This window comes from Stenotrophomonas sp. GQ19 (assembly GCF_059758695.1).
In genome coordinates this window covers 313,514-340,491 of the sequence record NZ_JCAXES010000001.1, presented here as the reverse complement: position 1 = coordinate 340,491, position 26,978 = coordinate 313,514, and the positions used below count along the sequence as shown (strand labels likewise).

At 67.2% G+C, this 26,978-nt stretch carries 26 protein-coding genes; 22 read left to right on the top strand and 4 right to left on the bottom strand.

Translation table 11 applies throughout. The annotated features are described in order from the left end of the window. Positions 1 to 352 precede the first annotated feature (352 nt). The 4 genes from AC6CHL_RS01430 to flgA form a co-directional block, all read right to left on the bottom strand. A complete protein-coding gene (locus AC6CHL_RS01430) occupies positions 353 to 1,492 on the bottom strand; it encodes an ATP-binding protein (RefSeq protein ID WP_498293488.1) in 1,140 nt (379 codons plus the stop codon). A gap of 177 nt (positions 1,493 to 1,669) precedes the next feature. Next, complete coding sequence (locus tag AC6CHL_RS01425; protein WP_463272645.1) at positions 1,670 to 2,002, bottom strand: flagellar protein FlgN; 333 nt, start codon at positions 2,000 to 2,002, stop codon at positions 1,670 to 1,672. A 2-nt stretch (positions 2,003 to 2,004) separates the two neighbouring features. Then, positions 2,005 to 2,307 carry a flagellar biosynthesis anti-sigma factor FlgM gene (flgM, locus tag AC6CHL_RS01420; RefSeq protein WP_498292946.1) on the bottom strand — a complete coding sequence of 101 codons (303 nt, stop codon included), beginning with the start codon at positions 2,305 to 2,307 and terminating at the stop codon, positions 2,005 to 2,007. A 109-nt stretch (positions 2,308 to 2,416) separates the two neighbouring features. Beyond that, positions 2,417 to 3,067: a flagellar basal body P-ring formation chaperone FlgA gene (flgA, locus tag AC6CHL_RS01415; RefSeq protein ID WP_038688424.1), complete on the bottom strand. Its 651-nt coding sequence runs from the start codon at positions 3,065 to 3,067 to the stop codon at positions 2,417 to 2,419. A 105-nt stretch (positions 3,068 to 3,172) separates the two neighbouring features. Here flgA and AC6CHL_RS01410 point away from each other — a divergent pair, with 105 nt between their 5' ends. From AC6CHL_RS01410 to rpoN, 22 genes are all read left to right on the top strand, one after another. Continuing rightward, positions 3,173 to 4,123, top strand: coding sequence for a chemotaxis protein (locus AC6CHL_RS01410; protein ID WP_137189436.1), 951 nt, complete (start codon positions 3,173 to 3,175; stop codon positions 4,121 to 4,123). 622 nt (positions 4,124 to 4,745) lie between these two features. Then, a complete protein-coding gene (flgB, locus tag AC6CHL_RS01405) occupies positions 4,746 to 5,141 on the top strand; it encodes a flagellar basal body rod protein FlgB (RefSeq protein WP_038688427.1) in 396 nt (131 codons plus the stop codon). 3 nt (positions 5,142 to 5,144) lie between these two features. Then, a complete protein-coding gene (gene flgC, locus AC6CHL_RS01400; protein WP_038688429.1) occupies positions 5,145 to 5,552 on the top strand; it encodes a flagellar basal body rod protein FlgC in 408 nt (135 codons plus the stop codon). Between the two features lie 26 nt (positions 5,553 to 5,578). Further along, positions 5,579 to 6,262 carry a flagellar hook assembly protein FlgD gene (locus tag AC6CHL_RS01395; RefSeq protein WP_038688431.1) on the top strand — a complete coding sequence of 228 codons (684 nt, stop codon included), beginning with the start codon at positions 5,579 to 5,581 and terminating at the stop codon, positions 6,260 to 6,262. Positions 6,263 to 6,294: 32 nt separating this feature from the next. Then, positions 6,295 to 7,518: a flagellar hook protein FlgE gene (flgE, locus tag AC6CHL_RS01390; RefSeq protein ID WP_038688432.1), complete on the top strand. Its 1,224-nt coding sequence runs from the start codon at positions 6,295 to 6,297 to the stop codon at positions 7,516 to 7,518. 32 nt (positions 7,519 to 7,550) lie between these two features. Then, positions 7,551 to 8,303, top strand: coding sequence for a flagellar basal body rod protein FlgF (locus tag AC6CHL_RS01385; RefSeq protein WP_038688434.1), 753 nt, complete (start codon positions 7,551 to 7,553; stop codon positions 8,301 to 8,303). 105 nt (positions 8,304 to 8,408) lie between these two features. Next, positions 8,409 to 9,194, top strand: coding sequence for a flagellar basal-body rod protein FlgG (flgG, locus tag AC6CHL_RS01380; RefSeq protein ID WP_038688435.1), 786 nt, complete (start codon positions 8,409 to 8,411; stop codon positions 9,192 to 9,194). A 23-nt stretch (positions 9,195 to 9,217) separates the two neighbouring features. Next, entirely contained in the window at positions 9,218 to 9,910 is a 693-nt protein-coding gene (flgH, locus tag AC6CHL_RS01375; protein ID WP_498292943.1) for a flagellar basal body L-ring protein FlgH, read from the top strand. A gap of 94 nt (positions 9,911 to 10,004) precedes the next feature. Then, the gene (locus AC6CHL_RS01370) at positions 10,005 to 11,102 is read left to right on the top strand and encodes a flagellar basal body P-ring protein FlgI (protein ID WP_051598989.1); all 1,098 of its coding nucleotides are present in this window, start codon (positions 10,005 to 10,007) and stop codon (positions 11,100 to 11,102) included. 1 nt (position 11,103) lies between these two features. Continuing rightward, positions 11,104 to 12,327: a flagellar assembly peptidoglycan hydrolase FlgJ gene (gene flgJ / locus AC6CHL_RS01365; protein WP_038688439.1), complete on the top strand. Its 1,224-nt coding sequence runs from the start codon at positions 11,104 to 11,106 to the stop codon at positions 12,325 to 12,327. An 8-nt stretch (positions 12,328 to 12,335) separates the two neighbouring features. Continuing rightward, on the top strand, positions 12,336 to 14,216 hold the full coding sequence (flgK, locus tag AC6CHL_RS01360) for a flagellar hook-associated protein FlgK (RefSeq protein ID WP_038688441.1): 1,881 nt from the start codon (positions 12,336 to 12,338) through the stop codon (positions 14,214 to 14,216). Continuing rightward, positions 14,213 to 15,415 carry a flagellar hook-associated protein FlgL gene (gene flgL / locus AC6CHL_RS01355; protein WP_369968851.1) on the top strand — a complete coding sequence of 401 codons (1,203 nt, stop codon included), beginning with the start codon at positions 14,213 to 14,215 and terminating at the stop codon, positions 15,413 to 15,415. The genes flgK and flgL overlap by 4 nt, the downstream gene beginning before the upstream one ends. A gap of 814 nt (positions 15,416 to 16,229) precedes the next feature. Further along, on the top strand, positions 16,230 to 17,396 hold the full coding sequence (locus AC6CHL_RS01350; protein WP_137189429.1) for a flagellin: 1,167 nt from the start codon (positions 16,230 to 16,232) through the stop codon (positions 17,394 to 17,396). A gap of 72 nt (positions 17,397 to 17,468) precedes the next feature. Continuing rightward, entirely contained in the window at positions 17,469 to 18,698 is a 1,230-nt protein-coding gene (locus AC6CHL_RS01345) for a flagellin (RefSeq protein ID WP_498292940.1), read from the top strand. An 81-nt stretch (positions 18,699 to 18,779) separates the two neighbouring features. Further along, the gene (locus tag AC6CHL_RS01340) at positions 18,780 to 20,024 is read left to right on the top strand and encodes a flagellin (RefSeq protein ID WP_320490755.1); all 1,245 of its coding nucleotides are present in this window, start codon (positions 18,780 to 18,782) and stop codon (positions 20,022 to 20,024) included. 93 nt (positions 20,025 to 20,117) lie between these two features. Beyond that, positions 20,118 to 21,275, top strand: coding sequence for a flagellin (locus AC6CHL_RS01335; RefSeq protein WP_498292938.1), 1,158 nt, complete (start codon positions 20,118 to 20,120; stop codon positions 21,273 to 21,275). Between the two features lie 450 nt (positions 21,276 to 21,725). Further along, on the top strand, positions 21,726 to 23,108 hold the full coding sequence (fliD, locus tag AC6CHL_RS01330; RefSeq protein WP_478071631.1) for a flagellar filament capping protein FliD: 1,383 nt from the start codon (positions 21,726 to 21,728) through the stop codon (positions 23,106 to 23,108). 133 nt (positions 23,109 to 23,241) lie between these two features. Beyond that, entirely contained in the window at positions 23,242 to 23,658 is a 417-nt protein-coding gene (gene fliS / locus AC6CHL_RS01325) for a flagellar export chaperone FliS (RefSeq protein WP_038688455.1), read from the top strand. Continuing rightward, on the top strand, positions 23,658 to 23,966 hold the full coding sequence (locus AC6CHL_RS01320) for a hypothetical protein (RefSeq protein ID WP_313244153.1): 309 nt from the start codon (positions 23,658 to 23,660) through the stop codon (positions 23,964 to 23,966). The genes fliS and AC6CHL_RS01320 overlap by 1 nt, the downstream gene beginning before the upstream one ends. Further along, positions 23,963 to 24,553, top strand: a complete 591-nt coding sequence (locus AC6CHL_RS01315) for a PilZ domain-containing protein (protein WP_137189423.1) — start codon at positions 23,963 to 23,965, stop codon at positions 24,551 to 24,553. Before AC6CHL_RS01320 ends, AC6CHL_RS01315 begins: the two co-directional genes overlap by 4 nt. 118 nt (positions 24,554 to 24,671) lie before the next feature. Further along, a complete protein-coding gene (locus AC6CHL_RS01310; protein ID WP_498292935.1) occupies positions 24,672 to 25,304 on the top strand; it encodes a response regulator in 633 nt (210 codons plus the stop codon). A gap of 262 nt (positions 25,305 to 25,566) precedes the next feature. Then, positions 25,567 to 26,976 carry an RNA polymerase factor sigma-54 gene (gene rpoN, locus AC6CHL_RS01305; protein WP_141058094.1) on the top strand — a complete coding sequence of 470 codons (1,410 nt, stop codon included), beginning with the start codon at positions 25,567 to 25,569 and terminating at the stop codon, positions 26,974 to 26,976. The last annotated feature ends 2 nt before the right edge of the window (positions 26,977 to 26,978 follow it).

The window sequence follows — 26,978 nt, the reverse complement described above, 5'->3', positions numbered from 1 at the left end:
CGGGGGGGATGACGACGGAGGACCGCCAACCATCGCGCCGGATGACGACCGAGGACGCCCCTCATCGAGGTAGAGCCGACCGTTGGTCGGCTGCTTTAGGACGCCCCCGCGCGATGCAGCCGACCAACGGTCGGCTCTACCCCCGGTGGGGTGCGACGGCAGCCGACCAACGGTCGGCTCTACCTCCGGTGGGTGCGTCGGCAGCCGACCAACGGTCGGCTCTACCTCCGGTGGGGTGCGTCGGCAGCCGACCAACGGTCGGCTCTACCCGGCGGGGTGCGTCGGTGGCCGATCAACGGTCGGCTCGTGCGTCGGTAGCCGGGCAGAGCCCGGCTCTACGTGGCGGGATGCGTCAGCGCGGCTGTTTGATCGGCAGGACCAGGCGGAACCTGGAGCCTACGCCCGGGGTGCTGTCCAGGTCGATGCGGCCGTGGTGCTTGTTGACGATGCTGTAGGAGATCGACAGGCCCAGGCCGGTGCCGCTGCCCACCGGCTTGGTGGTGAAGAACGGGTCGAAGATGCGCTGGCGCAGGTCCGGCGAGATGCCGCCGCCGGTGTCTTCGAACTCCACCCACACGTGGTCGCCGTCCACGCCGGTGCGCACCGTAATCGTGCCGCGATCGGCGATCGCATGGCCGGCGTTGAGCAGCAGGTTCATGTACACCTGGTTGAGCTCGGACGGCAGGCATTCCACCAGCGGCAACTGGCCGAATTCGCGCTGCAGGGTCACCTTGTACTTGAGCTCGTTCCAGATGATGTTGATGGTGGACTCAAGCCCGGCATGCAGGTCGACCAGCTTCCACGATTCGTCGCGGCCGGAATACGAGAAGTCCTTCAGGTCGCGCACGATCCGGGTGACCCGCTCGATGCCCTCGCGCGACTCGGCCATCAGCTGCGGCAGGTCGCGGCTGATGAAGTCGATGTCGAAGCGGGTGCGGATATCGTCGATCTCCGGGATCAGCGCCTTCGGGTCCGGCGCGCGCAGGGCGCGCTCGTACGCTTCGATCACGGTGAACAGGCTGCGCAGGTACTCCTGCAGGCTGCCCAGGTTGGAGTGCACGTAACCGATCGGGTTGTTGATCTCGTGCGCCACGCCGGCGGCCAGCTGGCCGATGGAGGCCATCTTCTCCGACTGCAGCAGTTTTTCCTGGGTGCCGTTGAGGCGCAGGTACGCCTGGCGCAGCTCGGCATGGCGCTGCTGCAGTTCGCGCTCGTAGTCTTCCTGGCCTTCGATGCGGCGGAACAGCGCCAGGTAGTGGCGCTGGCCCGCGTCTTCGTGATGGTAGACGTGGGCGATGACCATGCGCTCGCCGACCGGCAGGCTGCCGTTCCAGTAGCCGTGCTGGCGGGCGTGCTCCAGCGCGTCCGGCGGCAGCAACTGGCGCAGCCATTGCGCCGCGCCCAGGCCGGCGGCGTCTTCGGCGTGGCCGAGCATTTCGCTGACCGCGGCATTGGCCAGGGCCACGCTGCCATCCTCACGGAACAACAGCATGCCTTCGTTGACCCGCTCGAACAGGGCAAGCAGGACCGGCTGCGGCGGCAGCGGTGCGGTGACAAGATTGGAAGAAGCGGTCACGGTCACATCGGGCAGTCTAAACAGGCGCCCAATATACGCGTTGACCCGCGTGACGACAGCCCGTGCACGCGCAGCGGCCCGCGAGGGGCCGGATCAGGCGACGGCCAGCGGCCGCCGCGTATGCAGAATGTTGGCCTGGCCCTTGGCGTCATACGCCGAGGACGCTTCGCTGCGGCCCAACTGGCGCAACGCCCAGTTGACCTCGCGGCGACGGCGCGAGAGCAATACGCCGTTGGCGCGGTTGCGCTCGGCCAGCTCCTGCAGGCGTTCGCCCTGCCCGACCGGCAGCGTGGCCTCGAGCGCACGCAGCGCGTCGAGCTTGGCCCCGGTGGCGCGGATCAACGCCTGCACGTCATGCTCCACCAATGCCTGGCGTTCGACGTCCAAGGCATCGCTGAGGCGCTGCAATGGCTCGCTCATCGCCAGGTTCATCCCTGCAGCTGCTGGTCCAGCTCGAGCATGCGCGAGGCAATCGCATCGGGGTTGATCTTGTAGGTGCCGTTCTGCAGCGACTCGCGCACGGCCTGCACGCGGCCGGCATCGATGGCCGGGGCGGTGCTCAGCTCGCGCTGCATGGCCTGCAGGCTGGTGGCCTCGCCGGTCAGGCGCAGGCTGTCGACAGCCTCGACCGGACGGGTCGGGCCATCGGTGCTGGCTGCCGGCTTGCTGCCAAGCGCGACGCTGCGCAGATGGGCGGTGGCCTGCAGGTTGCCGTCGATTTTCTGGCTCATGAAGTTGTCCTGGGAATGCGGTTCACAAGGGATAACGGCATGGGGACCGCCATCTTTAGGGGGTTCTGCGGTTTTTTTGACGATTTCCGCCGCAGGTTCAGCAATGTGCTCAGCGCGTCACAAAAACGTCGCCGTTGGTGGCCACCGTACCCTGCACGACCTTGCGTGAGGACAGATTCTCCACTGAAACACGTTCATTTTCACCGGCATCGGCCAAGGCCTTGCCGGCCACGCGGACTTCCACCCCGCCAAAGCGCGAGACCAGCGCCACGCTGTCGCCCCGACGCACCAGGCGCTGGGCAACCAGGTCGTTGGCGGCGAGCAGGCTGCCAGCACTCAAGGTGCGCCGGGCAACCCGCCCGACCGCGGCGGCCGGATCGGCCAGCGCCGCCCCGGCAATCCGGGCCACGTCACGCTGGGCAGTCGTGATATCGGCCAGGGCGATGGTTTCTCCAGCGGCGATGCCACGGTTGAGAATGAGCACGGTCTGGTTGCGGCGGATCTTGACCGGCACGAACAGCCGCCAGCCGCCGGCATCGGGGCAACTCACTTCTACTGTAGTAGTGCCGGTGGGCTGGGCGCGCAGGCCCTGCCCGCAGATGGGCAGGCGCAACGCCGAATCGAGGGTGGTGTCGCCTTCGCTGCCGGCCGGCAGGGTCGACAGCGCGGCGGCCCGGATGCTGTCCACCGGCTGCCAGGCACCGGCGGCAGACGCAGGCGCGCCGGCAAGGGCAAGCAGGGCAAGGATGATCCAACGCATGGCGACTCCAGGGGCAAGGCACATGGGCAGCGTCCTGCAAGCGGCGTGCCGGACGCGGGCGTGCCGGGCCCTCAAGTCGACCGCGCTGGCGCCGATACCCCTTCCATGTCACATGACCTGCTCAACCGCATCGACCAGCGTACGCGCCTGGCCGGCCACAATCGTCTGGCCCTGCTGCTGTTCCGGCTCGGCGGACGCCAGCTTTTTGGCGTGAATGTGTTCAAGGTGCAGGAAGTCCTGCGCCGTCCGGACCTGTTCCAGGTACCCGGGCTGCCCAGCCAGTTTGCCGGCGTGGCCGATGTACGCGGCCGCTCGGTACCGGTGCTGGACCTGGGCCTGGCCATCGGCCATCCCGAACGGGAACCGGACGCGGACAAGGCCCCGGGCTACCTGGTGGTGACCGAGTTCAACCGGTCGATCCAGGGCTTCCTGGTCAGCGGGGTGGAACGGATCGTCAACATCGCGGTGGAAGACATCCACCCGCCGCCGGAACTGGGCGCCGAGTCGAGCTATCTGACCGCGGTCACGCGGTTCCAGGGCGAGCTGATCCAGGTGATCGACGTGGAAAGCGTGCTCGCCGACATCGCCCAGGTGCGCGGCGAGGCGGTGCTGGACCCGTCGTTGGCCCAGTCGCTGCCCTCCGACGGCCCGCAGCTGCAGGTGCTGGTGGTGGACGATTCGCGGGTGGCGCGCCAGCAGATCCGCAGCGTGCTGGACCAGCTGGGGGTGGGCGCGACGCTGCTCTCCGATGGCAAGCAGGCGCTGGACCACCTGATCCAGATCCACGCCTCGGGCGAGAACCCGGCCGATCGCTATGCGATGGTGATCTCGGACATCGAGATGCCGGCGATGGACGGCTACACGCTGACGACGGAAATCCGTCGCCACCCCGGCCTGGCCGGGTTGTACGTGCTGCTGCATACCTCGCTGTCGGGCGTTTTCAACAACGCGATGGTCGAGCGGGTGGGCGCCAACGCGTTCGTGGCCAAGTATTCCCCGCACGAACTGGCCGATTTCGTGCTGGATCGTTTGCGGAAGGTGGCGATGGCGGCTTGATTGCGGGGCGGTTGGTTCGCTGAGGCCGGGTCGGGATGGGTGGGGCCGCGGGGCACGCTGCAAGTACGTCCCTGTAAGCTCCGTCGCCGCATCCATGCGGCTCAGGGCCCCGCAACCCCACCCACCCCGCCCCCTGACAGTGGGTCGGCGCCCGCTTATCTATTGGGGCTGAGGTGAAGCAGCCGAGCAACGCTCGGCTCTACCTTGGCGCCCCTTCCATTCCGTTCGCCGGTACAACGCGGCATCGTTTCATCATCACGCCCAGCCCCTGCTGGGCTTTTTTGTGGGCGTCAGGGTGCCGCAGCCGGGCAGAGCCCGGCTCTACGCGCCTGCGCAGCAGGCGTTGCCGGCCAGCGGCCGGCACTACCCCTCCTCCCGAAGCCGGCTGTGGCATTTCCGTCCGACGATGCAGACCTGTCCGGGCGAGAGGCGGTAGACGCTGCCGGGACCGTTGGGCGCCATGGATGGCGCCCACGAGCCTCCAGGGACGGATTTACGGCGTGTCCCGGCAGGGTCTACCGCCTCTCGCCCCGCGCAGGAATGACTAGCGCCGCATCCGTCACCGCCCACCCACTGGCACAGCCCTTGCACCGCTCCCCCCATCGTCCCGTGGGAGCGCGCCATGCCCAATCTGATTTCCGACTATCTGGGGGTCCATGCCCAGGCCATGCCGTTGCGCGAGCAGCGGATGAAGCTCATCGCCAGCAACCTGAGCAATGCCGACACCCCCGGGTACAAGGCCCAGGACCTCGACTTTGATGCCGCCCTGCGCAATGCCCAGGGCCTGGACAGCAACGGCCTCATGAAAACCACCAACGAACAGCACTACGCCATCGGCGGCGGCCTCAACCCCTTCCAGATTGCCAAGGAAGGCGTCCAGCCCAGCATCGACGGCAACACAGTCGACCCCGATGCCGAACGGGCCGCCTATGGCCGCGCCGCGCTGGAATACCGCGCCTCGCTCAGCTTCGTCGAATCCAAGGTGCGCTCCATGCTCACCGCCATCACAGGCCAATAAGCCATGAGCAACCTCCCCATTTTCGACATCGCCGGCTCGGCCCTCCAGGCCCAGTCCGTGCGCATGAGCACCATCGCCTCCAACCTCTCCAACGCCGACACCGTGACCGGCTCGGCCGAGACCGTCTACAAGCCGCTCGAACCCATCTTCCAGTCGGTCACCAGCCGCACCGACCCCAACATCACCACCGTCCAGGTCAAGGAAATCAGCCAGAGCGACGCCGCGCCCATCAAGCGCTACGAGCCTGGCCACCCCCTCGCCGACGGCGATGGCTACATCTACCAGCCCGACGTCGATCCGGTCGCGCAGATGGTCAACCTCATCTCCACCTCGCGCAATTACCAGGCGGGCGTGGAAATGCTGACCACCGCCAAGGAACTGGCGCTGGCCACCTTGACCATGGGTCGCTGACCCTTCATTCCACAGGACATACCGTCATGAGCAGCACCAGCGGCGTCGGCCAGGGCAGCGATATCTATTCCGCGCTAGGCCTCAACGCACCCAACAGCGACACCAGCAAGAAGAAAAGCACCCTGGACCAGGCCGACTTCCTGCGCCTGATGACCGAGCAGCTGCAGCACCAGGACCCGCTCAAGCCGATGGACAACACCCAGATGGTGGCGCAGATGGCGCAGCTGTCGCAGGTGCAGGGCATCACCGACCTCAACACCACCGTGAAGGGCTTCCAGGACCAGATGTCCGGGGACCAGATCCTGCGCGGTGCCGCCCTGGTCGGCCACGACGTGCTGATTCCCTCCACCAAGTGGTCGCTGGAAACCGAAGGGGCCACCAACGGCATGGTCGCCGCGCCCGGCGCCGGCTTCGTCAACGTGGACATCACCGATGCCAACGGGGTCAAGGTCAACACGCTCAGCGTGGAAGCCAAGGCCGCCGGCGAAGTCACCTTCGAATGGGACGGCAAGGACGCCAACGGCAACCGCATGCCGGCCGGCAGCTACACCCTCGCGGCCACCTTCACCGACAGCGCCGGCGCCAAGACCAAGGCCAACACCTACGTCGAAGCCCCGGTGGAAAGCGTCACCGTCGGCTCCGATGGGCTGTACCTCAACCTCAAGGGCCTGGGCACGGCCCCGATCGACTACGTGCTCCGCATCAGCTGAGCCGCCCCACCCCGCATACCAGGAGCAATCCCATGGGCTTCAATGTCTCGTTGTCCGGCATCAACGCTGCCAATGCCGATCTGAACGTCACCGCGAACAACATCGCCAACGTCAACACCACCGGCTTCAAGCAGTCGCGCGCCGAGTTCGCCGACCTGTTCTCGGCCACCAGCTACGGCCTGTCCAAGAATGCCATCGGCCAGGGCGTGCGCCTGACCAACGTGGCCCAGCAGTTCTCGCAGGGCAACAACGAACAGACCGGGCGCAGCCTGGACATGGCCATTTCCGGTGAGGGCTTCTTCACCATGTCCATGAACGGCGCCCGCGTGTACTCGCGCGCCGGCAACTTCCAGACCGACCAGGCCGGCTACGTGACCAACCCGCAGGGCGCGCGCCTGCAGGTGTTCGCCCCGAACGCCGACGGCACCAGCTTCGATGCCGGCCGCCTGGTCGACCTGCAGCTGCTCACCACCGACAGCCCGCCCAAGCAGACCAGCAAGGTCAACGTCAGCTTCACCCTGCCCGCCGACGCCAAGGTGCCGACGGTCAACCCGTTCAGCCCGACCGACTCCAACAGCTACAGCCAGTCCACCGGCGGCATCACCGTGTACGACTCGCTGGGCGTGAGCCACACCCAGACCTCGTACTTCGTCAAGACCGCCAACCCCAACGAATGGCAGGTCTACAACTATGTGGACGGGCAGGCTGCGGGCGCCCCCACTGCGCTGACCTTCAACAACGCCGGCGCGCTGACCTCCCCGGCCAACGGCCAGATCACCCTGACCCCGTTCACCCCGAGCACCGGTGCCGGCCAGCTGGCGCTGACCCTGGACATCTCCGGCTCCACCCAGTACGGCGAGAAGTTCGCGCTGCGCAACACCCAGCAGGATGGCTACGCGGCCGGCAAGCTCAACGAGATCACCGTGTCCGAAGACGGCGTGGTCTACGCGCGTTACTCCAACGGCGATGACAAGGCACTGGGCCAGGTGGCACTGACCACCTTCAACAACACCCAGGGGCTGGAAGCCAAGGGCAACAACCTGTGGGTGGAAACCTTCAGCTCGGGCACCCCGCGCACCGGCTCGCCGGACAGCTCCAACCTGGGCAAGGTCCAGGCCGGTTCGCTGGAAGCCTCCACGGTCGACCTGACCGAGCAGCTGGTCAACATGATCACGGCCCAGCGCAACTTCCAGGCCAATTCGCAGATGGTCTCGACCATGGACCAGATCACCCAGACCATCATCAACATCCGTTGATGAGCCACTGACCGCATCACGGGAACAAGACGATGGACAAGGCGCTCTACGTAGCGATGACCGGTGCACGCGCGTCGCTGCAGGCACAGGGCACGCTCTCGCACAACCTGGCCAACACCGATACCCCTGGCTTCAAGGAAGCCCTCGCCAACACCGAGGCCTTCCCGATCAAGGGCACCGGCTATGCCTCGCGCGTGGACGCCCTGCACGTCGACGCCGGCTTCAACCGGCGCATGGGCGCGCAGCAGATCACCGGCAACCCGCTGGACCTGTCGCTGCAGTCAGGCAACTGGCTGGCGGTGCAGGCCCCGGCCGGTGGCGGTGAAGCCTACACCCGCGGTGCGGCGCTCTCGATCACGCCCAATGGCCAGCTGGTGACCGCCGGCGGCCACCCGGTGCTGGACGAGAACGGCGCGCCGATCGCCATTCCGCCGCACCAGGCGATGGACATCGGCAACGACGGCACGATCTCGATCATTCCGCTCGGCGAAGGCCCGCAGACCATGGCCAACATCGGCCGGGTCCGCGTGGTCGCCGCCGCCGACGAACGGCTGGAGCGTGGCCTGGACGGGCTGATGCGCAACACCGACCCGCAGCAGCCGTTCGTGCAGGCCCAGGGCAAGTCGCTGGAAAGCGGCCAGCTGGAAGGCAGCAACGTCGATGCCGCCGGTGCGCTGGTGCAGATGATCCAGCTGCAGCGCCAGTACGAAATGCAGGTGAAGGTGATCAAGCACGGCGACGACAACGCCCGCAGCGCCAACAGCCTGCTGCGCCTGGGTGGCTGATCGCCCCGGTGACGGCTTTCCGGCGCGGTTCTGGCACGCGCCATGCATTCGCTCCTGTAACGGCCGCCCCATGCGGCCACCCGCAACAGACAAAGGAACATCGCCATGAACCAGGCATTGTGGATCGCCAAGACCGGACTGGATGCGCAGCAGACGCGCATGTCGGTGGTTTCCAACAACCTCGCCAACACCAACACCACCGGTTTCAAGCAGGACCGTGCCAGTTTCGAAGACCTGCTGTACCAGCAGGTGCGGCAGCCCGGTGGCGCGTCCTCGGCGCAGACCCAGCTGCCCACCGGCCTGCAGCTGGGCACCGGCGTGCGCGTGGTGGCCACCTCGAAGAACTTCGAGCAGGGCAGCCAGCAGCAGACCGGTCGCGCACTGGACGTGATGGTCAACGGCCGCGGCTTCTTCGAAGTGCAGATGCCCGACGGTTCCTCGGCCTACACCCGTGACGGCTCGTTCCAGCGCAACCAGCAGGGCGAACTGGTCACCAACAGCGGCTACCCGGTGCAGCCGGGCATCCAGATTCCCGAAGGCGCGCAGTCGCTCACGATCGGCACCGACGGCACCATCAGCGTGAAGATGGCCGACGACGCCGCCTCGGTGGAGATCGGCGCGCTGACCCTGACCGACTTCGTCAACCCGGCCGGCCTGCAGGCACGCGGTGAAAACCTGTTCCTGGAAACCACCGCCTCGGGCCCGGCACAGAACGGCAACCCCGGCCTGAACGGCCTGGGCGGCGTGGTGCAGGGCGCGCTGGAAGGCAGCAACGTCAACGTGGTCGAAGAGCTGGTGTCGATGATCGAAACCCAGCGCGCCTACGAAATGAACGCCAAGGCGATCTCCACCACCGACGCGATGCTCGGTTACCTCAACCAGAACGTCTGATCGGCCGAACCGGAAGAACTGCCATGTTGCCCCTGCGCCCTACCCTTCGCCTGTTGCTTGCCAGCTCCGTGGTCGCCCTGCTCGGCGGCTGCGTCATCGCCGGCGATGTCCGGCCCTACCCGGCGATGGCGCCGATCACCCCGATCGTGGCGCCCAGCGCGCAGGCTACCGCCGGTGCGATCTACGCCGCCGGCCCCGGCCTGCAGCTGTACTCGGACCGCCGCGCGCGTGATGTCGGCGACCTGCTGACTATCACCCTGACCGAAAGCACCACCGCGCAGACCACCGCCAACACCACCACAGCCAAGGAATCGGAGCTGAGCATCGGCACCCCGACCCTGTTCGGCGCACCGGTGACGCTGGGCGGCAAGGACATCCTGGCCGCCAGTGCCGCCGGTTCGCGCGACTTCACCGGCAAGGGCACCAGCGCGCAGAGCAACCGCCTGCAGGGCAGCGTGACCGTCACGGTGGTGCAGCGCCTGCCCAACGGCAACCTGGTGGTCCAGGGCGCCAAGAACCTGCGCTTGAACCAGGGCGACGAGCTGGTGCAGGTACAGGGCATCGTGCGCGCCGCGGACATCTTCCCCGACAACACCATTCCGTCCAGCCGCGTTGCCGATGCCCGCATCGTCTACGGCGGCCGCGGCCCGGTTGCCCAGTCCAATGCAATGGGCTGGCTGAGCCGCTTCTTCAACTCGGCGTTGACGCCGCTCTGAGCCTGACATGACCTCCTTCTTCTCCCTGTTCGGGCAGCGACGCATGGCGTCGCTCTACGCGGCAAAGCAGCGACGCGCGGCATCGCTCTACCCGATGCGCGCGGTGCTGGCGCTGCTGGCCGTGTTCGCGGTGGTTGCCCCGGCGTCTGCCGAGCGCATCAAGGACCTGGCCCAGGTGGGCGGCGTGCGTACCAACGCGCTGGTGGGCTATGGCCTGGTGGTTGGCCTGGACGGCAGCGGCGACCGCACCAGCCAGGCGCCCTTCACCGTGCAGAGCCTGAAGAACCTGCTGGGCGAGCTGGGCGTCAATGTGCCGGCGAACGTCAACCCGCAGCTGAAGAATGTGGCGGCCGTGGCCATCCATGCCGAGCTGCCGCCGTTCGCCAAGCCGGGCCAGCCGATCGACATCACCGTGTCGTCGATCGGCAACGCGGTGTCGCTGCGCGGCGGCTCGCTGCTGATGGCGCCGCTGCGCGGTGCCGACGGCCAGGTCTATGCGATCGCCCAGGGCAACCTGGTGGTTGGCGGGTTCGGTGCGCAGGGCAAGGACGGGTCGCGGGTGTCGGTGAACGTGCCCAGCGTTGGCCGCATTCCCAACGGCGCCACCGTCGAGCGCGCCCTGCCGGACGTGTTCAACGGCGGCGGCGACATCACCCTGAACCTGCACAAGAATGACTTCACCACGGTGTCGCGCATGGTCGCCGCGCTCAACAACGCCTTTGGTGATGGCGCGGCGCGCGCGATCGACGGCGTGACGGTGTCGGTGCAGTCGCCCAGCGACCCGGGCGCGCGCATCGGTCTGCTGGCCCGCATCGAGAACCTGGAACTCACCCCCGGCAGTGCGCCGGCCAAGGTGGTGGTCAACGCGCGGACCGGCACGGTGGTGATCGGCTCGCAGGTGCGGGTGGGCGCGGCGGCCATTTCGCATGGCTCGCTGACCGTGACCATCAACGAGAACACCAACGTCAGCCAGCCCAACGCGTTCGGCAATGGCCAGACCGTGGCCACGCCGCAGTCCACCATCACCGCCACCAACGATGGCAGCCGCATGTTCAAGTTCACCGGCGGCACCACGCTGGACGAGATCGTGCACGCGGTCAACGCGGTGGGCGCGGCCCCCGGCGACCTGATCGCCATCCTGGAAGCCCTCAAGCAGGCCGGCGCGCTGAGCGCCGAACTCGAGGTGATCTGACATGCGCATCAATCCCGCACTGGAACTCAATCCGGCCCAGGCCAACAGCCCGGCCAAGGTCGACAAGGTGGCGCGCCAGCTGGAAGGCCAGTTCGCGCAGATGCTGGTCAAGAGCATGCGCGATGCCAGCTTCGGCGATTCGCTGTTCCCCGCCGAAAACACCATGTTCCGCGAGATGTACGACAAGAAGATCGCCGAGGCGATGACCCGCGGCCGCGGCCTGGGACTGTCGGCGATGATCACCCGCCAGCTCGGCGGCGCGGAGGCCGACGCGGCCAAGCCGACCGACACCGCATTGAACCCGGCGGCGGCGCTGCGAGCCTACCGGCTCAATGCGCCTGCCGCCACGCCGATGGCGCTGCCGACTGGCACCGCCCCGGCCAGCGCGCCGAGCGAAGTGGACCTGCTGCAGCAGCTGCGTGGCGCCGATCCGTCGGCGGTGCTGCAGCCGATGGAGCGCGCCCTGGACCTGATCGCCGGCCGCGAAAGCAGCCAGATGCACGAGGCGATCGGGCGCAGCGATCCGTATGCCACGCCGCCGGGCGTGAGCGAGCCCACCCAGGAAAACTGGGCGGCGCTGGCCAACGACCGCTGGAGCGGGGTCAACGACACCGCGCGCGGGCCGGGCGCGGTCGATACCTTGGCGGCCAACACCGCCGCCGCGAAGCTTGGCCCGCACACGCCGGAAGGCTTCGTGGCCAGCATCTGGGGCCACGCGCAGCAGGCCGCGCGCGAACTGGGCGTGGACGCCAAGGCGCTGGTCGCCCAGGCCGCGCTGGAAACCGGCTGGGGTCGCAAGCTGGTGCAGCGCAACGGCGGCGGCAGCTCGCACAACCTGTTCGGAATCAAGGCCACCGGTTGGAGCGGCGAACGCGCCAGCAGCGGCACGCATGAATATGTGGACGGCGTGCGCCGCAACGAAACCGCCAGCTTCCGTGCCTACACCTCGGTGGGTGACAGCTTTGCCGACTACGTGAAACTGCTCAAGAACAGCCCGCGTTATCAAAACGCGCTGCAGGCCGGTGGCGATGTCCGCGGCTTTGCCCAGGGCCTGCAGAAGGCCGGCTACGCCACCGATCCCAGCTACGCGGCCAAGATCGCCGCGATTGCCGGCGGCCCGACCATCGAGCGCGCCATCGCCGCCGTGGGCGACGCCAGCCAGCAGCTGGGCCGCACCTTTGCCAGCACCGCCAGCCCGACCGGGCTGGGTGTCATCCGTCGTTGAGGTAACCCATGTCCAGCGTACTTTCCACCGGCACCAGCGCCCTGCTCGCTTTCCAGCGGGCGTTGGCGACCACCAGCCATAACGTCGCCAACATCAACACGCCCGGCTACAGCCGGCAGAAGGTCGACTTCGCCACCGCCAACCCGCAGAACTTCGGTTATGGCGACGTGGGCAATGGCACGCGCATCAGCGACATCCGCCGCGTGGCCGACCAGCTGGCGATCTCGCGGCTGCTCGATGGCAGCGGCGAACTGGCGCGGCTGAAGCAGCTGTCCAGCATGGCCGACCGGGTCGATGCGATGTTCTCCGATACCGCCACCAACGTGTCCGGGGTCTGGTCCAGCTTCTTCGACACCGTCAGCGGCCTGTCCTCCAACGCCTCCGGCACCGCCGACCGCCAGAACATGCTGGACGGGGGCAAGACCCTGGCCAGCCGCTTCCAGCAGCTCAACGGCCAGCTCAATACGCTCAACGGCGAGGTCAACAACGGCCTGATCGCTGGCGCCAGCGAGATCAACCGGCTGGCCAAGGAAATCGCGCAGCTCAACGGCGCCATCGGCGGCAACGCGGCCAATGCGGCGCCGGACCTGCTGGACCGTCGCGACCAGCTGATCGCCAATCTGGTCGGCTACACCGGCGGCAATGCGGTGATGCAGGACGGCGGCATCATGAACGTCTACACGGCCGGTGGCCAGGCGCTGGTGGTGGGCACCACCGCGTCCAAGGTCACCACCGTATCCGACCCGTACATGCCCGAGCGCCTGCAGCTGGCGCTGGAAAGTGCCGGCCAGAAGATCACCCTGGAATCGAAGACGCTCGGCGGCCAGATCGGCGGCCTGCTGGAATTCCGCGACACCGTCCTGACCCCCACCCAGGCCGAACTGGGCAAGCTGGCGATCGGCATGGCCAGCAGCTTCAACGACGTGCACCGCCAGGGTGCGGACCTGTACGGCAACCTGGGCGGCGACTTCTTCAACATCGGCGCGCCGCGCATCACCGGCCATGCCGGCAATGCCGGTACCGCCAGCATGACCGCCAGCTTCGGCGACCTGTCCAAGCTGGACGGGCAGAACGTGGTGCTGAAGTTCGACGGTACCCAGTGGCAGGCCAGCCGTGCCGACACCGGCGTGGCGATCGCCATGACCGGTACCGGCACCGCCACCGACCCGCTGGTGCTCAATGGCGTGGAGCTGGTGATGACCGGCACCCCGGCGGTGAACGACCGCATGCTGCTGCAGCCCACCGCCGGCGTGGCCGGCACGATGTCGGTGGCCATCACCGACACCTCGCGCATTGCCGCGGCCGCCCCGATCAAGGGCACCGCCGCCCTGTCCAATAGCGGCACCGGCAAACTGACCGGGGTCAAGGTGACCGACCACGGCAACGCCGCGCTGCGCAACCCGGCCGCGATCGTGTTCACCAGCGGCACCCAGTACACGCTGGATGGCGCCGGCCCGTTCACCTACACGGCTGGCCAGACCATCAGCGCCAACGGCTGGAGCTTCGTGCTCGATGGCGCGCCCAAGACCGGCGACACCTTCAACATCGGGCCGACCCCGGCCGGCTCGTCGGACAACAGCAACGCGCTGCTGCTGGCGAAGGTGGAACAGGCCAAGGCCTTCAACGACGGCACCGTTACCCTGAGCGGCGCCCTCGGCGGGCTGACCACGCAGGTGGGTGCGGCCGCACGCTCGGCCGATTACTCACTGCAGGCCCAGCAGGTCATCACCGACCAGGCGCAGTCCGCGCGCGATTCGATTTCCGGGGTCAACCTCGATGAGGAGGCCGCCGACATGCTGCGGCTGCAACAGGCCTACCAGGCCGCCTCGCAGCTGATCTCCACCGCCGACACCATGTTCCAGACCATCCTCGGAGCCGTAGGCCGATGAACAATCGTATCTCCACCGGCATGATGTTCAGCCAGTCGGTCTCGTTGATGATGGCCAAGCAGGCCAAGATGAGCCACCTGGAACAGCAGATCGCCACCGGCCGCCGCCTGGTGACCGCCAAGGACGACCCGGTCGCCTCCGGCGCCGCCGTGGGCCTGGACCGCACGCTGGCCTCGCTGGACCGCATGCAACTCAACGCCGGCAACGTGCAGAACCGGCTGGGCCTGCAGGAAAACGCACTGGCCCAGGTCGGTGACATGATGGGCCGCATCACCGAACTGACCATCTACGCCAATAATCCGGCGCTGGCCTCCTCCGACAAGCAGTCGATGGTCACCGAGATCGAAGCGATCCGCAGCAACCTGCTGGCCCTGGCCAACAGCACCGACGGCACCGGCCGCTACCTGTTCGGCGGCACCGCCGACGGCAGCCCGCCCTTCAGCCAGGTCGACGGCAAGGTGGTCTACAACGGCGACCAGAACCAGCGCCAGGTGGAAGTGGGCCCGGACACCTACGTGCTCGACGCCCTGCCCGGCAGCGAGATCTTCCTGCGCATTGGCACCGGCGACGGCCACGTGGATGGTGCGGCGGCCACCGGCAACACCGGCACCGGCGTGCTCACCAACGTCACCCGCGACGGCAGCAACAGCTGGGACGGCAAGGCCTTCAGTGTCCGCTTCACCGCCGCCGACCAGTACGAGCTGCTCGACGACACCGGCACGGTGGTGTCCACCGGCACCATGAAGGCCGGCGACGACCTGGTGCTCAATGGCGTGCGCCTGCACGTGGATGGCAAGCCGGCCGCCGGCGACACCTTCAACGTAAGCCCCGCCACCAGCCGCGACATCTTCAGCACCCTGGACAGCCTGATCGGCTCGTTGAAAATGGACACCGGCAGCGCCAGCCAGTCCGCCGCCCAGCAGAACCTCCTGCAAAGCGGCCTGCGCGACGTCGCCCGTGCCTCCGAACGCATGATCGACTCCCGCGCCGCCGGCGGTGCCCAGCTCAAGGCGCTGGACAATGCCGCGGACATGCGCGAATCCAACACCGTCACCCTCAAGGGCACGCTGTCGCAGATGCGCGACCTGGACTACGCCGACGCCATCAGCCAGTACCAGCTGGAAAGCACCGCCCTGCAGGCCGCGCAGACCCTGTTCTCGCAGATGCAGCAGATGTCGTTGTTCAACACGCTGCGCTGACAGCGCGTTACGAAACAGCGGGAAGGCCTGAAGGCCGCGATGCGAACAGCATCGCGGCCTTTTTTGTTGTGCGTCGTCAAGCGCGCCCGCGCGCAGCCGACGCCTGGCGGGATTCCGCGCGCGTGATAGCACGCGAGCGTTCTTCGACGCGCAGCATGCGTTCGTCGCGCCGATGCAGGGTATCGGCAGTCGTTTGGGAACCGACCCTACCGGCGTCATGCCGCGTCGGTGTTTGTGGTGCGTGGGCGCCTTGACCGTGTCGAAGCGGCAGCCGGTGCCCTGCTCTACCGCCCCTGCTCTACCGCCTCTTCCTTGGGCACCGACCTACTCAGGAAGGCCCGGCCCGGGTGGGTTGGCGGGACCGTTGGGCGCCATGGATGGCGCTCACGAGCCCCCATGGATGGGTTTACGGCGTGTCCCGCCAACCCACCCGGGCCGGGCCTCCCAGGACGTGGCCGATGCGGCGCCTGGCTTTGGCTGTGGCTGTGGATGCAAGCCGGGCAGAGCCCGGCTCTACGTGGGGCTGTGGGTACAAGCCGGGCAGAGCCCGGCTCTACGGCGCGAGCCCGGCCGCGCCCGGCGTTACGCGTGAAAACCCCTTCAATTTCCGCCTCCCGCGCCGTTAACCCTTCTATCGGGGAGCACAGCCAAGGCCCCGGACGGCACCAGCAGCAACCCCAGCGAGATTTCCGCCTAAAGGTTGTTGACAAAGCGCCGTTATTGATTTGGCAACAGCGAAGCACACAGCCAAACAAAAAAAAACGGCGGCGCTTCGTTCCATTCACCACCGGGATTCCAATAAGGGAGACGACCCATGGCACAGGTAATCAACACCAATACGATGTCGCTCAACGCTCAGCGCAACCTGAGCACCAGCGGCAGCTCGCTCGCTACCACCATCCAGCGCCTCTCGTCTGGTCTGCGCATCAACAGCGCGAAAGACGACGCCGCCGGCCTGGCCATCAGCGAGCGCTTCGGCACCCAGATCCGCGGCACCGACGTCGCCATCCGCAATGCCAACGACGGCATCTCGCTGGCCCAGGTCGCCGAAGGCTCCCTGAGCGAAATCGGCAACAACCTGCAGCGCGTCCGCGAACTGGCCGTCCAGGCCTCCAACGCCACCAACTCCGCCAGCGACCGCAAGGCCCTCCAGGCCGAAGTCACCCAGCTCGTCAGCGAAATCGACCGCGTCGCCAAACAGTCCGACTTCAACGGCACCAAGCTCCTCGACGGCAGCTTCACCAGCCAGCTGTTCCAGGTCGGCGCCAACGCCGGCCAGGCCATTGCCATCAACAACGTCGTCGACGCCAAGGCCAGCTCGCTGGGCAACGCCAAGTTCGCCGCCCCCGTGGACAGCACCGCCGACGTCGCCACCATCACCGACCTGGCCGGCGTCACCATCAACGGCGCCGCCATCGGCACCATCACCGGCAAGACCACCGCCGAGTTTGCCGCCTCCGCCGCGGCCCAGATCAACAGCAAGATCGGCGAAGCCGGTGTCTATGCCGAAGTGGTCACCACCGCCGGCACCCCCGACACCCACCGCCTGAAGCTGACCTCGGTCCAGGCCGACCGCGACCTGGTCATCGACGGCGCCGCCCAGCTCGGCCTGGCCGACTCCACCGCCGCCGCGCCCAGCTCGGTTGCCGCCACCGCCACCTCCAGCTTCGTGCAGGACCTGGACGTCTCGTCCTACGTCGGCGCACAGAAGGCACTGGAAATTGTCGACAAGGCCCTGGAATCGGTCAACAGCGTCCGCGCCGACCTCGGTGCCATCCAGAACCGCTTCACTTCCGTCGTCGCAAACCTGCAGACCTCCTCGGAAAACCTGTCCGCCTCGCGCAGCCGCATCCGCGATACCGACTTCGCCAAGGAAACCGCAGAGCTGACCCGCACCCAGATCCTGCAGCAGGCCGGTACGGCCATGCTGGCCCAGGCCAACCAGGTGCCGCAGAACGTGCTCAGCCTGTTGCAGCGCTGACATGAGCCGCTCCTGAAGCACGTCATGAGCGTCTAACCCAAATCACGTGCAACCGCTCAAGGACCTCTTCCCATGGCACAAGTCATCAATACCAACACGATGTCGTTGAATGCTCAGCGTAACCTGAGCACCAGCGGCAGCTCCCTGGCCACCACCATCCAGCGCCTGTCGTCGGGTTCGCGCATCAACAGCGCCAAGGACGACGCGGCTGGCCTGGCGATCTCCGAGCGCTTCGGCACCCAGATCCGCGGCACCGACGTGGCCATCCGCAATGCCAACGACGGCATCTCGCTGGCCCAGGTCGCCGAAGGTTCGCTGACTGAAATCGGCAACAACCTGCAGCGCGTCCGTGAACTGGCCGTGCAGGCGTCCAACGCCACCAACTCGGCCAGCGACCGCAAGGCCCTGCAGGCCGAAGTGACCCAGCTGGTCAGCGAAATCGACCGCGTGGCCAAGCAGTCCGACTTCAACGGCACCAAGCTGCTGGACGGCTCGTTCTCCAGCCAGCTGTTCCAGGTCGGCGCCAACGCCGGCCAGGCCATCGCCATCGACAAGGTGGTGGACGCCAAGGCCGACGCGCTGGGCAACGCCGTGTTTGACAGCAACTCAATCACCGTTGCTGCCGGCGGTTCGGTTGCGGCTGACAAGGGCAAAACCATTTCCTTCGACGGCCTGAAGATCGGCGGCGGCGGCATGGCGGCGGCGATCACCATCGACAAGGTTGAAATCACCTCCACCGGCGTCGCTGCCGACGACCAGAAGGCGCTGGTGCAGGCGGTGGCCACTGCCGTCAACGCCAAGATCGGCGAAACCGGCGTCTACGCCGAAGTCGATGGCGCCGCGGGCAAGATCAACCTGACCTCGGTAAAGGAAAGCGTCAACAAGGATGGGGACTTTACCGCCATGACCGTGACCGCAGGCACGAGCGCAGGCGTCACTGGCTTCAACTCGGGCGTGCCGACTCCGACCCCGGCTGCACCGACCGGCAAGCTGCTCAAGGACGTCAACATCGACAGCGTGAAGGGTGCACAGCAGGCCCTGGAGATCGTCGACAAGGCGCTGGGTTCGATCAACAGCACCCGTGCCGACCTGGGCGCCGTGCAGAACCGCTTCACCTCGGTCGTTGCCAACCTGCAGACCTCCACGGAGAACCTGTCGGCCTCGCGTAGCCGCATCCGCGATACCGACTTCGCCAAGGAAACCGCAGAGCTGACCCGCACCCAGATCCTGCAGCAGGCCGGTACGGCCATGCTGGCCCAGGCCAACCAGGTGCCGCAGAACGTGCTCAGCCTGCTGCGCTGATCCAGCCGCTCCACAACGGCGCCGGGCTGACCGGCGCCGTGTCCACCGCCTCACGTTTCACCCAAGCCTGAAGGAATCCCCATGGCACAAGTCATCAACACCAACACGATGTCGTTGAATGCTCAGCGTAACCTGAGCACCAGCGGCAGCTCGCTGGCCACCACCATCCAGCGCCTGTCGTCCGGTTCGCGCATCAACAGCGCCAAGGACGACGCGGCTGGTCTGGCCATCTCCGAGCGTTTCGGCACCCAGATCCGCGGTACCGACGTGGCCATCCGCAATGCCAACGACGGCATCTCGCTGGCCCAGGTCGCCGAAGGCTCGCTGACCGAAATCGGCAACAACCTGCAGCGCGTCCGCGAACTGTCGGTGCAGGCGTCCAACGCCACCAACTCAGCTAGCGACCGCAAGGCCCTGCAGGCCGAAGTCACCCAGCTGGTCAGCGAAATCGACCGCGTGGCCAAGCAGTCCGACTTCAACGGCACCAAGCTGCTGGACGGCTCGTTCTCCAGCCAGCTGTTCCAGGTCGGCGCCAACGCCGGCCAGGCCATTGCGATCGACAAGGTCGTAGACGCCAAGGCCAGCTCGCTGGGCAATACCACGTTCGCCAATGCCTACAAGGGTACCGCCCTCGATGCCGCCGGCACCGCGGGTGTCAACGAAGACCTGGCCACGGCCGATACGGTGTTCACCGGCCTTCAGGTATCGATCACCCCGAAGGACGGCACTGCCGCCGCCATCAATATCGGCGATATCTCGGTAAAGGCCGGTGAGTCGATCTCCAAGGCTACCGCCGCCGCGGTCAACGCCAAGCTGGGCGAAACCGGCGTGATGGCCAGCGTTGACAGCTCGGGTGTGATCAGCCTCAGCTCGGTCAAGAATGGCCAGACCTTCGAACTGGCTGCTGGTGGTCCGGCTACGGCAGGCGCAACCGCCGTGGCTGCTGACTTTGGCAACATCGGCCTGGAAGAGAGCAGCACCGATGGCGGCACCATGACCGGTGCAACCGCCAGCGTGCTGTCCTCGGTAGACATCTCCACCGTCGAAGGTGCACAGAAGGCGCTGGAGATCGTGGACAGCTCGCTGAGCGCGATCAACAACACCCGTGCTGACCTGGGCGCCATCCAAAACCGCTTCACCTCGGTTGTGGCCAACCTGCAGACCTCCACGGAGAACCTGTCGGCCTCGCGTAGCCGCATCCGCGATACCGACTTCGCCAAGGAAACCGCAGAGCTGACCCGCACCCAGATCCTGCAGCAGGCCGGTACGGCCATGCTGGCCCAGGCCAACCAGGTGCCACAGAACGTGCTCAGCCTGCTGCGCTGATCCACGCCTGCAGTGTCGGCGCCGGCGTAACCGGCGCCGACACCGACACCGACACCGACGTCCAACGCTCCACCCACGCCTGAAGGAACTTCCATGGCACAAGTCATCAACACCAACACGATGTCGTTGAATGCTCAGCGTAACCTGAGCACCAGCGGCAGCTCGCTGGCCACCACCATCCAGCGCCTGTCGTCCGGTTCGCGCATCAACAGCGCCAAGGACGACGCGGCTGGTCTGGCCATCTCCGAGCGTTTCGGCACCCAGATCCGCGGCACCGACGTCGCCATCCGCAATGCCAACGACGGCATCTCGCTGGCCCAGGTCGCCGAAGGTTCGCTGACCGAAATCGGCAACAACCTGCAACGCGTCCGCGAACTGGCCGTGCAGTCATCCAACGCCACCAACTCGGCCAGTGACCGCAAGGCCCTGCAGGCCGAAGTGACCCAGCTGGTCAGCGAAATCGACCGCGTCGCCAAGCAGTCCGACTTCAACGGCACCAAGCTGCTGGACGGTTCGTTCTCCAGCCAGCTGTTCCAGGTCGGCGCCAACGCCGGCCAGGCGATCGCCATCGACAAGATCGTCGATGCCACGACCGCCAAGCTGGGTACGTCGACCTTCGCTACCGGCAAGGTGGCTGATGCGACGGCCGCCCTGACCGCCGATGCCACCCTGACCGGCACCATCAAGGTCGGTTCGGCCACCGTCACGCTGGACAAGATCGAACTGAAGAGCGGCGCCACCGTTGCCGATCAGAACAAGGCTGCCGTCACCGCCATCAACTCCAAGCTCGGCGAAACCGGCGTGCTGGCAGAGCTGGATGACACCGGCAAGATCGTGGTCACCCAGGTCAAGGACGGCGTCGCAATGACCGCCGCCGACATCACCCTGACCGGTGCTGCTGGTTTTGCGCACACTGCCGACCCTGCGGTTACCACCGCCAACGTCGCCAATGTGGACGTCTCCACTGTCACCGGTGCGCAGAAGGCACTGTCGCTGGTCGACAACGCGCTGAGCTCGATCAACAACACCCGCGCAGACCTGGGCGCCGTGCAGAACCGCTTCACCTCGGTCGTTGCCAACCTGCAGACCTCCACGGAGAACCTGTCGGCCTCGCGTAGCCGCATCCGCGATACCGACTTCGCCAAGGAAACCGCAGAGCTGACCCGCACCCAGATCCTGCAGCAGGCCGGTACGGCCATGCTGGCCCAGGCCAACCAGGTGCCGCAGAACGTGCTCAGCCTGCTGCGCTGATCCACGCGTCCACGCCGCCGGCAACCGCCGGCGGCGCGGGCAAACCCCGAAACATCCGTTCAAACGTCACGCAGGAACGGGCCATGGCCATGGGCCGGACTCTCTCTCCCGGCAGCCACATCCCCGTGGCCATGGCCCGCCCCTGCGGCAGAACCGTTATCAGCGCTGTTAGTTTGACTGAACATCCCGGGTGGCTTCGTCTCCCCCCGCTTTTTCAGTAGCCTGAGCCCTCCTCTACATTGGAGGAGGGTTTTTTACAGACCCCCGGCCGGACCGTACTGCGTCCCGCCCGGATACCCCTGCAAAGCGCGTGCCATTCTTCCGCGCCGAGCCAGTGGCACAACTCCTGCATCAACGTGGTTCTAAAGACCCGGCGGCTACGGCCGCTACATTCGTTGACAGCACGGCCACGCGGCACCCCCGCGACGGCTCACAGACAGGAGAAACAACGTGGCTGACTTTGGTTATGGTGGCATCGGTTCCGGACTGGATATTTCCGGCATGGTGGCCAGCCTGGTCGCGGCCGACCGCAAGCCGGCGGACAACGCACTCAACCTGCAGCAGTCCAAGGCCAAGATGCAGCTGTCGGCGGTGGGCACGGTCAAGTCCGCGTTCGACCTGCTGACCACCTCGCTCAAGGCGCTCAAGGCCTCCACCGCGTTCGATGCCCGCCTGGTCAGTGCGACCAAGAGCGGCACCGACGACATCCTGACGGTCACCAGCACCAACGCCGCGGCGACCGGCAGCCACGAGATCGACGTCACCCAGCTGGCCACGGCCAACAAATGGATCGCCGACACGTCGGTGTCCAAGACCAAGACCTTCGGCGCCGGAACCCTGACGCTGGACGTCGGCGTGGGCGACAAGAAGAAGACACTGGAAATCCAGGTCGAAGCCGATGACACCCTCTCTTCGATCCGCACCAAGATCGAGAAGGCCGGCCGCAGCCTGGGCGTGCAGTCCACCCTGATCGCCTCGGGCGACAACCAGTTCCTGTCGATCTCGCAGGAAAAGGCCGGCACAGCCAACGCCATCAAGCTCAGCGCGGGGGCCGGCAATGCCGACCTGACCGCCCTGGCGGCCAGCATGTCCGAGCGCACCCCGGCGGCCGATGCCAAGCTGACCATCGATGGCGTGGAAGTGGTGGCCAGCGAGAACACCGTCACCGACGTGGTTCCCGGCCTGACCCTGAACCTGAAGAAGACCGGCAAGAGTACGGTGACGGTCAGCACCGACGTGGCCGCCGCACGCAAGGTCATGCAGGACTTCGTGACCGCCTACAACGGCGCCATCAGCGCCATCAACACGGCCACCAAGTACGACATCGAGAACAAGGAGCCGTCGTCGCTGACCGGCGATGCGCAGATGCGCGGCGCGTCCAGCCAGCTGCGCGCGATGATGGGCGGCGTGCTCAAGGACCTGGCCGCAGCCGGCCTGGACCCCAAGACGCTGGGGCTGCAGACCCGCGCCTACCCCAATGCCGATGGCAGCCTGGTGCTGGATGCCACCAAGTTCGAAGCGGCCCTGGTCAACCAGGCCGGCGCGGTGCGCCAGGCCCTGACCGGCGATGACGGCGCGGCCGCCAAGCTGTTCAACATGGTGGATGGCTACACCAGCACCACCGTGGGCAAGGAAGGCGCGTTCGTTTCGCGCACCAAGAGCATCAATGCCACCCTCACCGACATCGACAAGCGCCGCAAGGCCCTGGACGTGCGCATGGCCGGTGTCGAAGAGCGCTACAAGAAGCAGTTCCTGGCCCTGGATACGTTGATGGGCAAGCTCAGCCAGACCACCTCCTCGCTGAGCGCGCAGCTCAGCCAGCTGGCCGGTTGATCCCTACGGCAGCGTGCTCAAGTTAATCGCGCACGCTGCCGATACAGGTACCGACGCAGTACCAACGCAGGCTCCACCCCCGGTGCCGCAGACCTCGCGAGGCACGCGGCCCCGCACGAAGGAGACATGATTGATGTACGGTTCGAACCGTCAATTCACCGAGCAGTACCGGCAGGTCGGCGTACAGAGCGCGATCACCGATGCCGATCCGCACAAGCTGGTCGCCCTGCTCCTGGCCGGCGCGCTGGAACGCGTACGGCTGGCCCAGGCCTGCCTGGAAGGCGGCGACCAGGCCCGCAAGGGCAAGGCGATCGGCGAAGTCTGCGCGATCGTGGGCCACCTCAACGGCTCGCTCGACCACGAGGCCGGCGGCGAGATCGCCGGCAACCTGTCGGCGCTGTATGACTATGTGATGCAGCGGCTGACCGAAGCCAACCTGCACAACGACCCCGAAGCCCTGCGCGAATCGCTGGAGCTGCTGGGCGAAATCGACGCCGCCTGGAACGCGATTCCGCGCGACCAGCGCGTGCCAGCCCAGGCCGCGCTGTAATGGCCACTACCCTGCTCACCCTGGCCGACCTCAACACCGAGCTGGACACGCTGGAAACCGCGCTGCTGGCCGATGACCACGAGCGTGCCAGCGACTGCCTGGATACGCTGCACGTCAACCAGGCACGGTTCCTGGCCCAGCCCGGTGCCCTCGATGATGTGCCCGGCCTGAGCGCCCTGGAAGGCCGCCAGCAGCGGATCATGGTGATGATGATGAGCCAGCGCGACGAAGCCGGCCGCCACCTGCGCCACGGCGCCAACGCCAACCGGGCGGCGCACGCCTATCTCACCGCGGAGTCGCTGGCATGAACGACGCGCGCCCCGCGGCCATCCATCATCCGGCCGAAAGCGAGCTGTTCGATGAAACGTTGAGCTGCGAGGTGGCGCTGCCGGCCGAGTTCCGCCTGGGCAGTGCGGTGATACGCCCCGGCACGGCCGAAACCCTGCTGCGCAGCGTGGCCCTGGTGGAAGATGCACGCAGCGACGACGGCCACGACGACCGCGGCGAGTCCAGCGCGCAGATGCAGCGGCTGGAGGCCAAGCTGGACCTGACCATGGTGCTGCTGGGCCGGCTGGTGCGGCAAAGCGCCCAGGACCTGGACCTGCGCCCGCTGCGCTGGTCGCGCCGGGGCATCCGCCTGGAACAGGGTGCGCGCAGCGGCGCGGCCGCCGGCAGCCTGGGCGTGATCCGGCTGCAGCCCTGCGACTGGCTGCCCGACCATATCGACCTGCCGGTCGCCGTGCTGGCCGAAGCGGCCACCGGCGCCGGCGCGCACTTCCTCTGGCTGCGCTTCGAGCCGATGAGCGATGCGCTGGAAATGGCGCTGGAACGCCACCTGTTCCGCCTGCACCGGCGCCAGATCGCCCAGGCGCGCCTGGCCGATCGCCGCCCGTAACCGGGGCTCAAGGGTGCCGGCCGGCGGCCGGCACGGCACACCGTGACGCGTTCGGCTTGGCGGTAGGCCGCCACTCCGTTAAGGTGGCCGTCTTCTTCACATCCCCCCAAGCCTGCCTGTGCGCGTTCTCATCGTCGACGATCACACCCTGGTCCGCGCCGGCCTCAGCCGCCTGCTCCAGGGCTTTGCCAATGTCGAGGTGGTCGCCGATGCCAGCAATGCCGAACAGGCGCTGCAGATGGCCATTCAGCACAACCCCGATGTCATCCTGATGGACCTGTCGCTGCCGGGCCGTACCGGCCTGGAAGCCCTGAGCGACATCCTGCTGCGCGCCCCCGGCACCCGGGTGGTGATGATGACCATGCACGACGACGCGGTGCACGTGCGCGATGCGCTGGACCGTGGCGCGGTCGGCTTCGTGGTCAAGGACGCGGCCCCGCAGGAGCTGGAACTGGCGCTGCTCGCCGCCCATGCCGGCCAGGTGTTCCTGAGCCCGCAGATCTCAGCCAAGATGCTGGCGCCCATGCTGGGCAAAGAAAAGCCGGTGGGGGTGGCCGCGTTGTCGCCCCGCCAGCGCGAGATCCTGCGCCAGATCGGCCGCGGCGAAAGCAACAAGGAAATCGCCGCCGACCTCGGCATCAGCGTCAAGACGGTGGAAACCCACCGCGCGCGCATGATGGAGTCGCTGGGCTGCCGCCGCGCCAATGATCTGCTGCTGCTCGCCGCGCGCCACCAGCACGAACTGGAATGAACCGCGTCGGTTCTCCGGCAGCCTGAAGCCTTCAGGCGGGGCGGCGACGGGATTTTGAACGGCGCCGGGTCATCCGGGCGACCAGATATAGGGGTTCCAGCCGCAGGCGGCGTCAATTTTCCGCGCTTGTGTAGGGATTTTCCTGACTCACTGTCAGGAACCTGACGACAGCACTAGGGAACCCCCTGATTACGGTGTCGGGATAACACAAGCAAGATGTGTTCCATAACGCGCCGGGGAGTCGGTGCGATGGGGAACACACATGAAGCCGACGATGTCGACCCAGCTGGGTCAGCAGCTCCACCTCACGCCGCAACTGCTGCAGTCGATCCGACTGCTGCAGCTGGACGGCATGCAGCTGGAGCTGGAAATCCGCCGCGCCCTGGAGACCAATCCGCTGCTGGAGATCGAAGAGGCGCCCGAAGCGCCCGCGGCCGACACCAGCGACACCACCACCGTGCAGGAAGTGGCCGCGTTCGACGAGCTGCCCGAAAGTGCGATGTGGGATGTGCCCGGTGCCAGCTGGCAGGACGGCGACGATGACCGCATGCAGCGGATTGCCGCCGACGAATCCAGCGACCCGCACCTGCGCGCCCTGCAGCGCCTGACCCTGGAGCTGGACGCACGCGAACTGGCCGTCGCCAGCTTCTGGCTGGAGCACTGCGACGACGCCGGTTACCTGGACGCGCCGCTGGCCCAGCTGCAGCTGCTGGCCAGCGCCCATCACGACGTGGACGCCGCCGGCGTCGAAGCGGTCCGCCAGCAGATCCTGCACGGCGACCCGGCCGGCCTGGCCGCCTGCGACCTGCATGAATGCCTGAGCGTGCAGCTGCGCGCCCTGCCCGGCCGCGTCCCGGCCCGCCACCTGGCCCAGCGCGTGCTCGACGACGGGCTGGAAAGCCTGGCCGCGCACGACTACATCGCCCTGGCCCGCCAGCTCGATGCCGAAGTGGCCGACATCCATGAAGCCGTTCGGCTGATCCTGTCGCTGCAGCCGCGCCCGGGCGACAGCCTGCGCCCGGACGACAACGGCGTGGTCATCCCCGACGTCATCGCCTGGCACGCCGACAACCAGTGGCGCGTGGCGTTGAACCCGGCCACCAGTCGTCGCCTGAGCATCAACCCCAGCTACGAGCACGCGCTGGCCGATGCCGGCGAGGCGGCCCAGCCGCTGCGCGACATGCTGCAGGAAGCGCGCTGGCTCACCCGCGGCCTGTCGATGCGCTATGACACCCTGCTGCGCACCACCCGGGTGATCATCGAGCGCCAGGCCGGCTTCCTTACCCGCGGTGAAGAGGCCATGGCGCCGCTCACCCTGAAAGAAGTGGCCGATGCGATCGGCATGCACGAATCGACCGTGTCGCGCATCACCACCGGCAAGTACCTGCAGACGCCGCGCGGCACCCTGGAGCTGAAGCACTTCTTCGCCGTGCGCCTGGAAGGCGCCAGCGTCTCCGGCCAGGCCGTCAAGGCGATGGTGCGCCGCCTGATCGACGCCGAACCGGCCGGCCGCCCGCTGGCCGATGAGGCCATCGCCGGCCTGCTGTCGCGCCAGGGGGTGAACATCGCCCGCCGTACCGTTGCAAAATACCGCGAACAACTGGACATCGCCCCGGCGCGTGAACGCCGCCGGATCAATGCCAGGACCCCGCAACTGGCCCGGGTGGGCTGAAG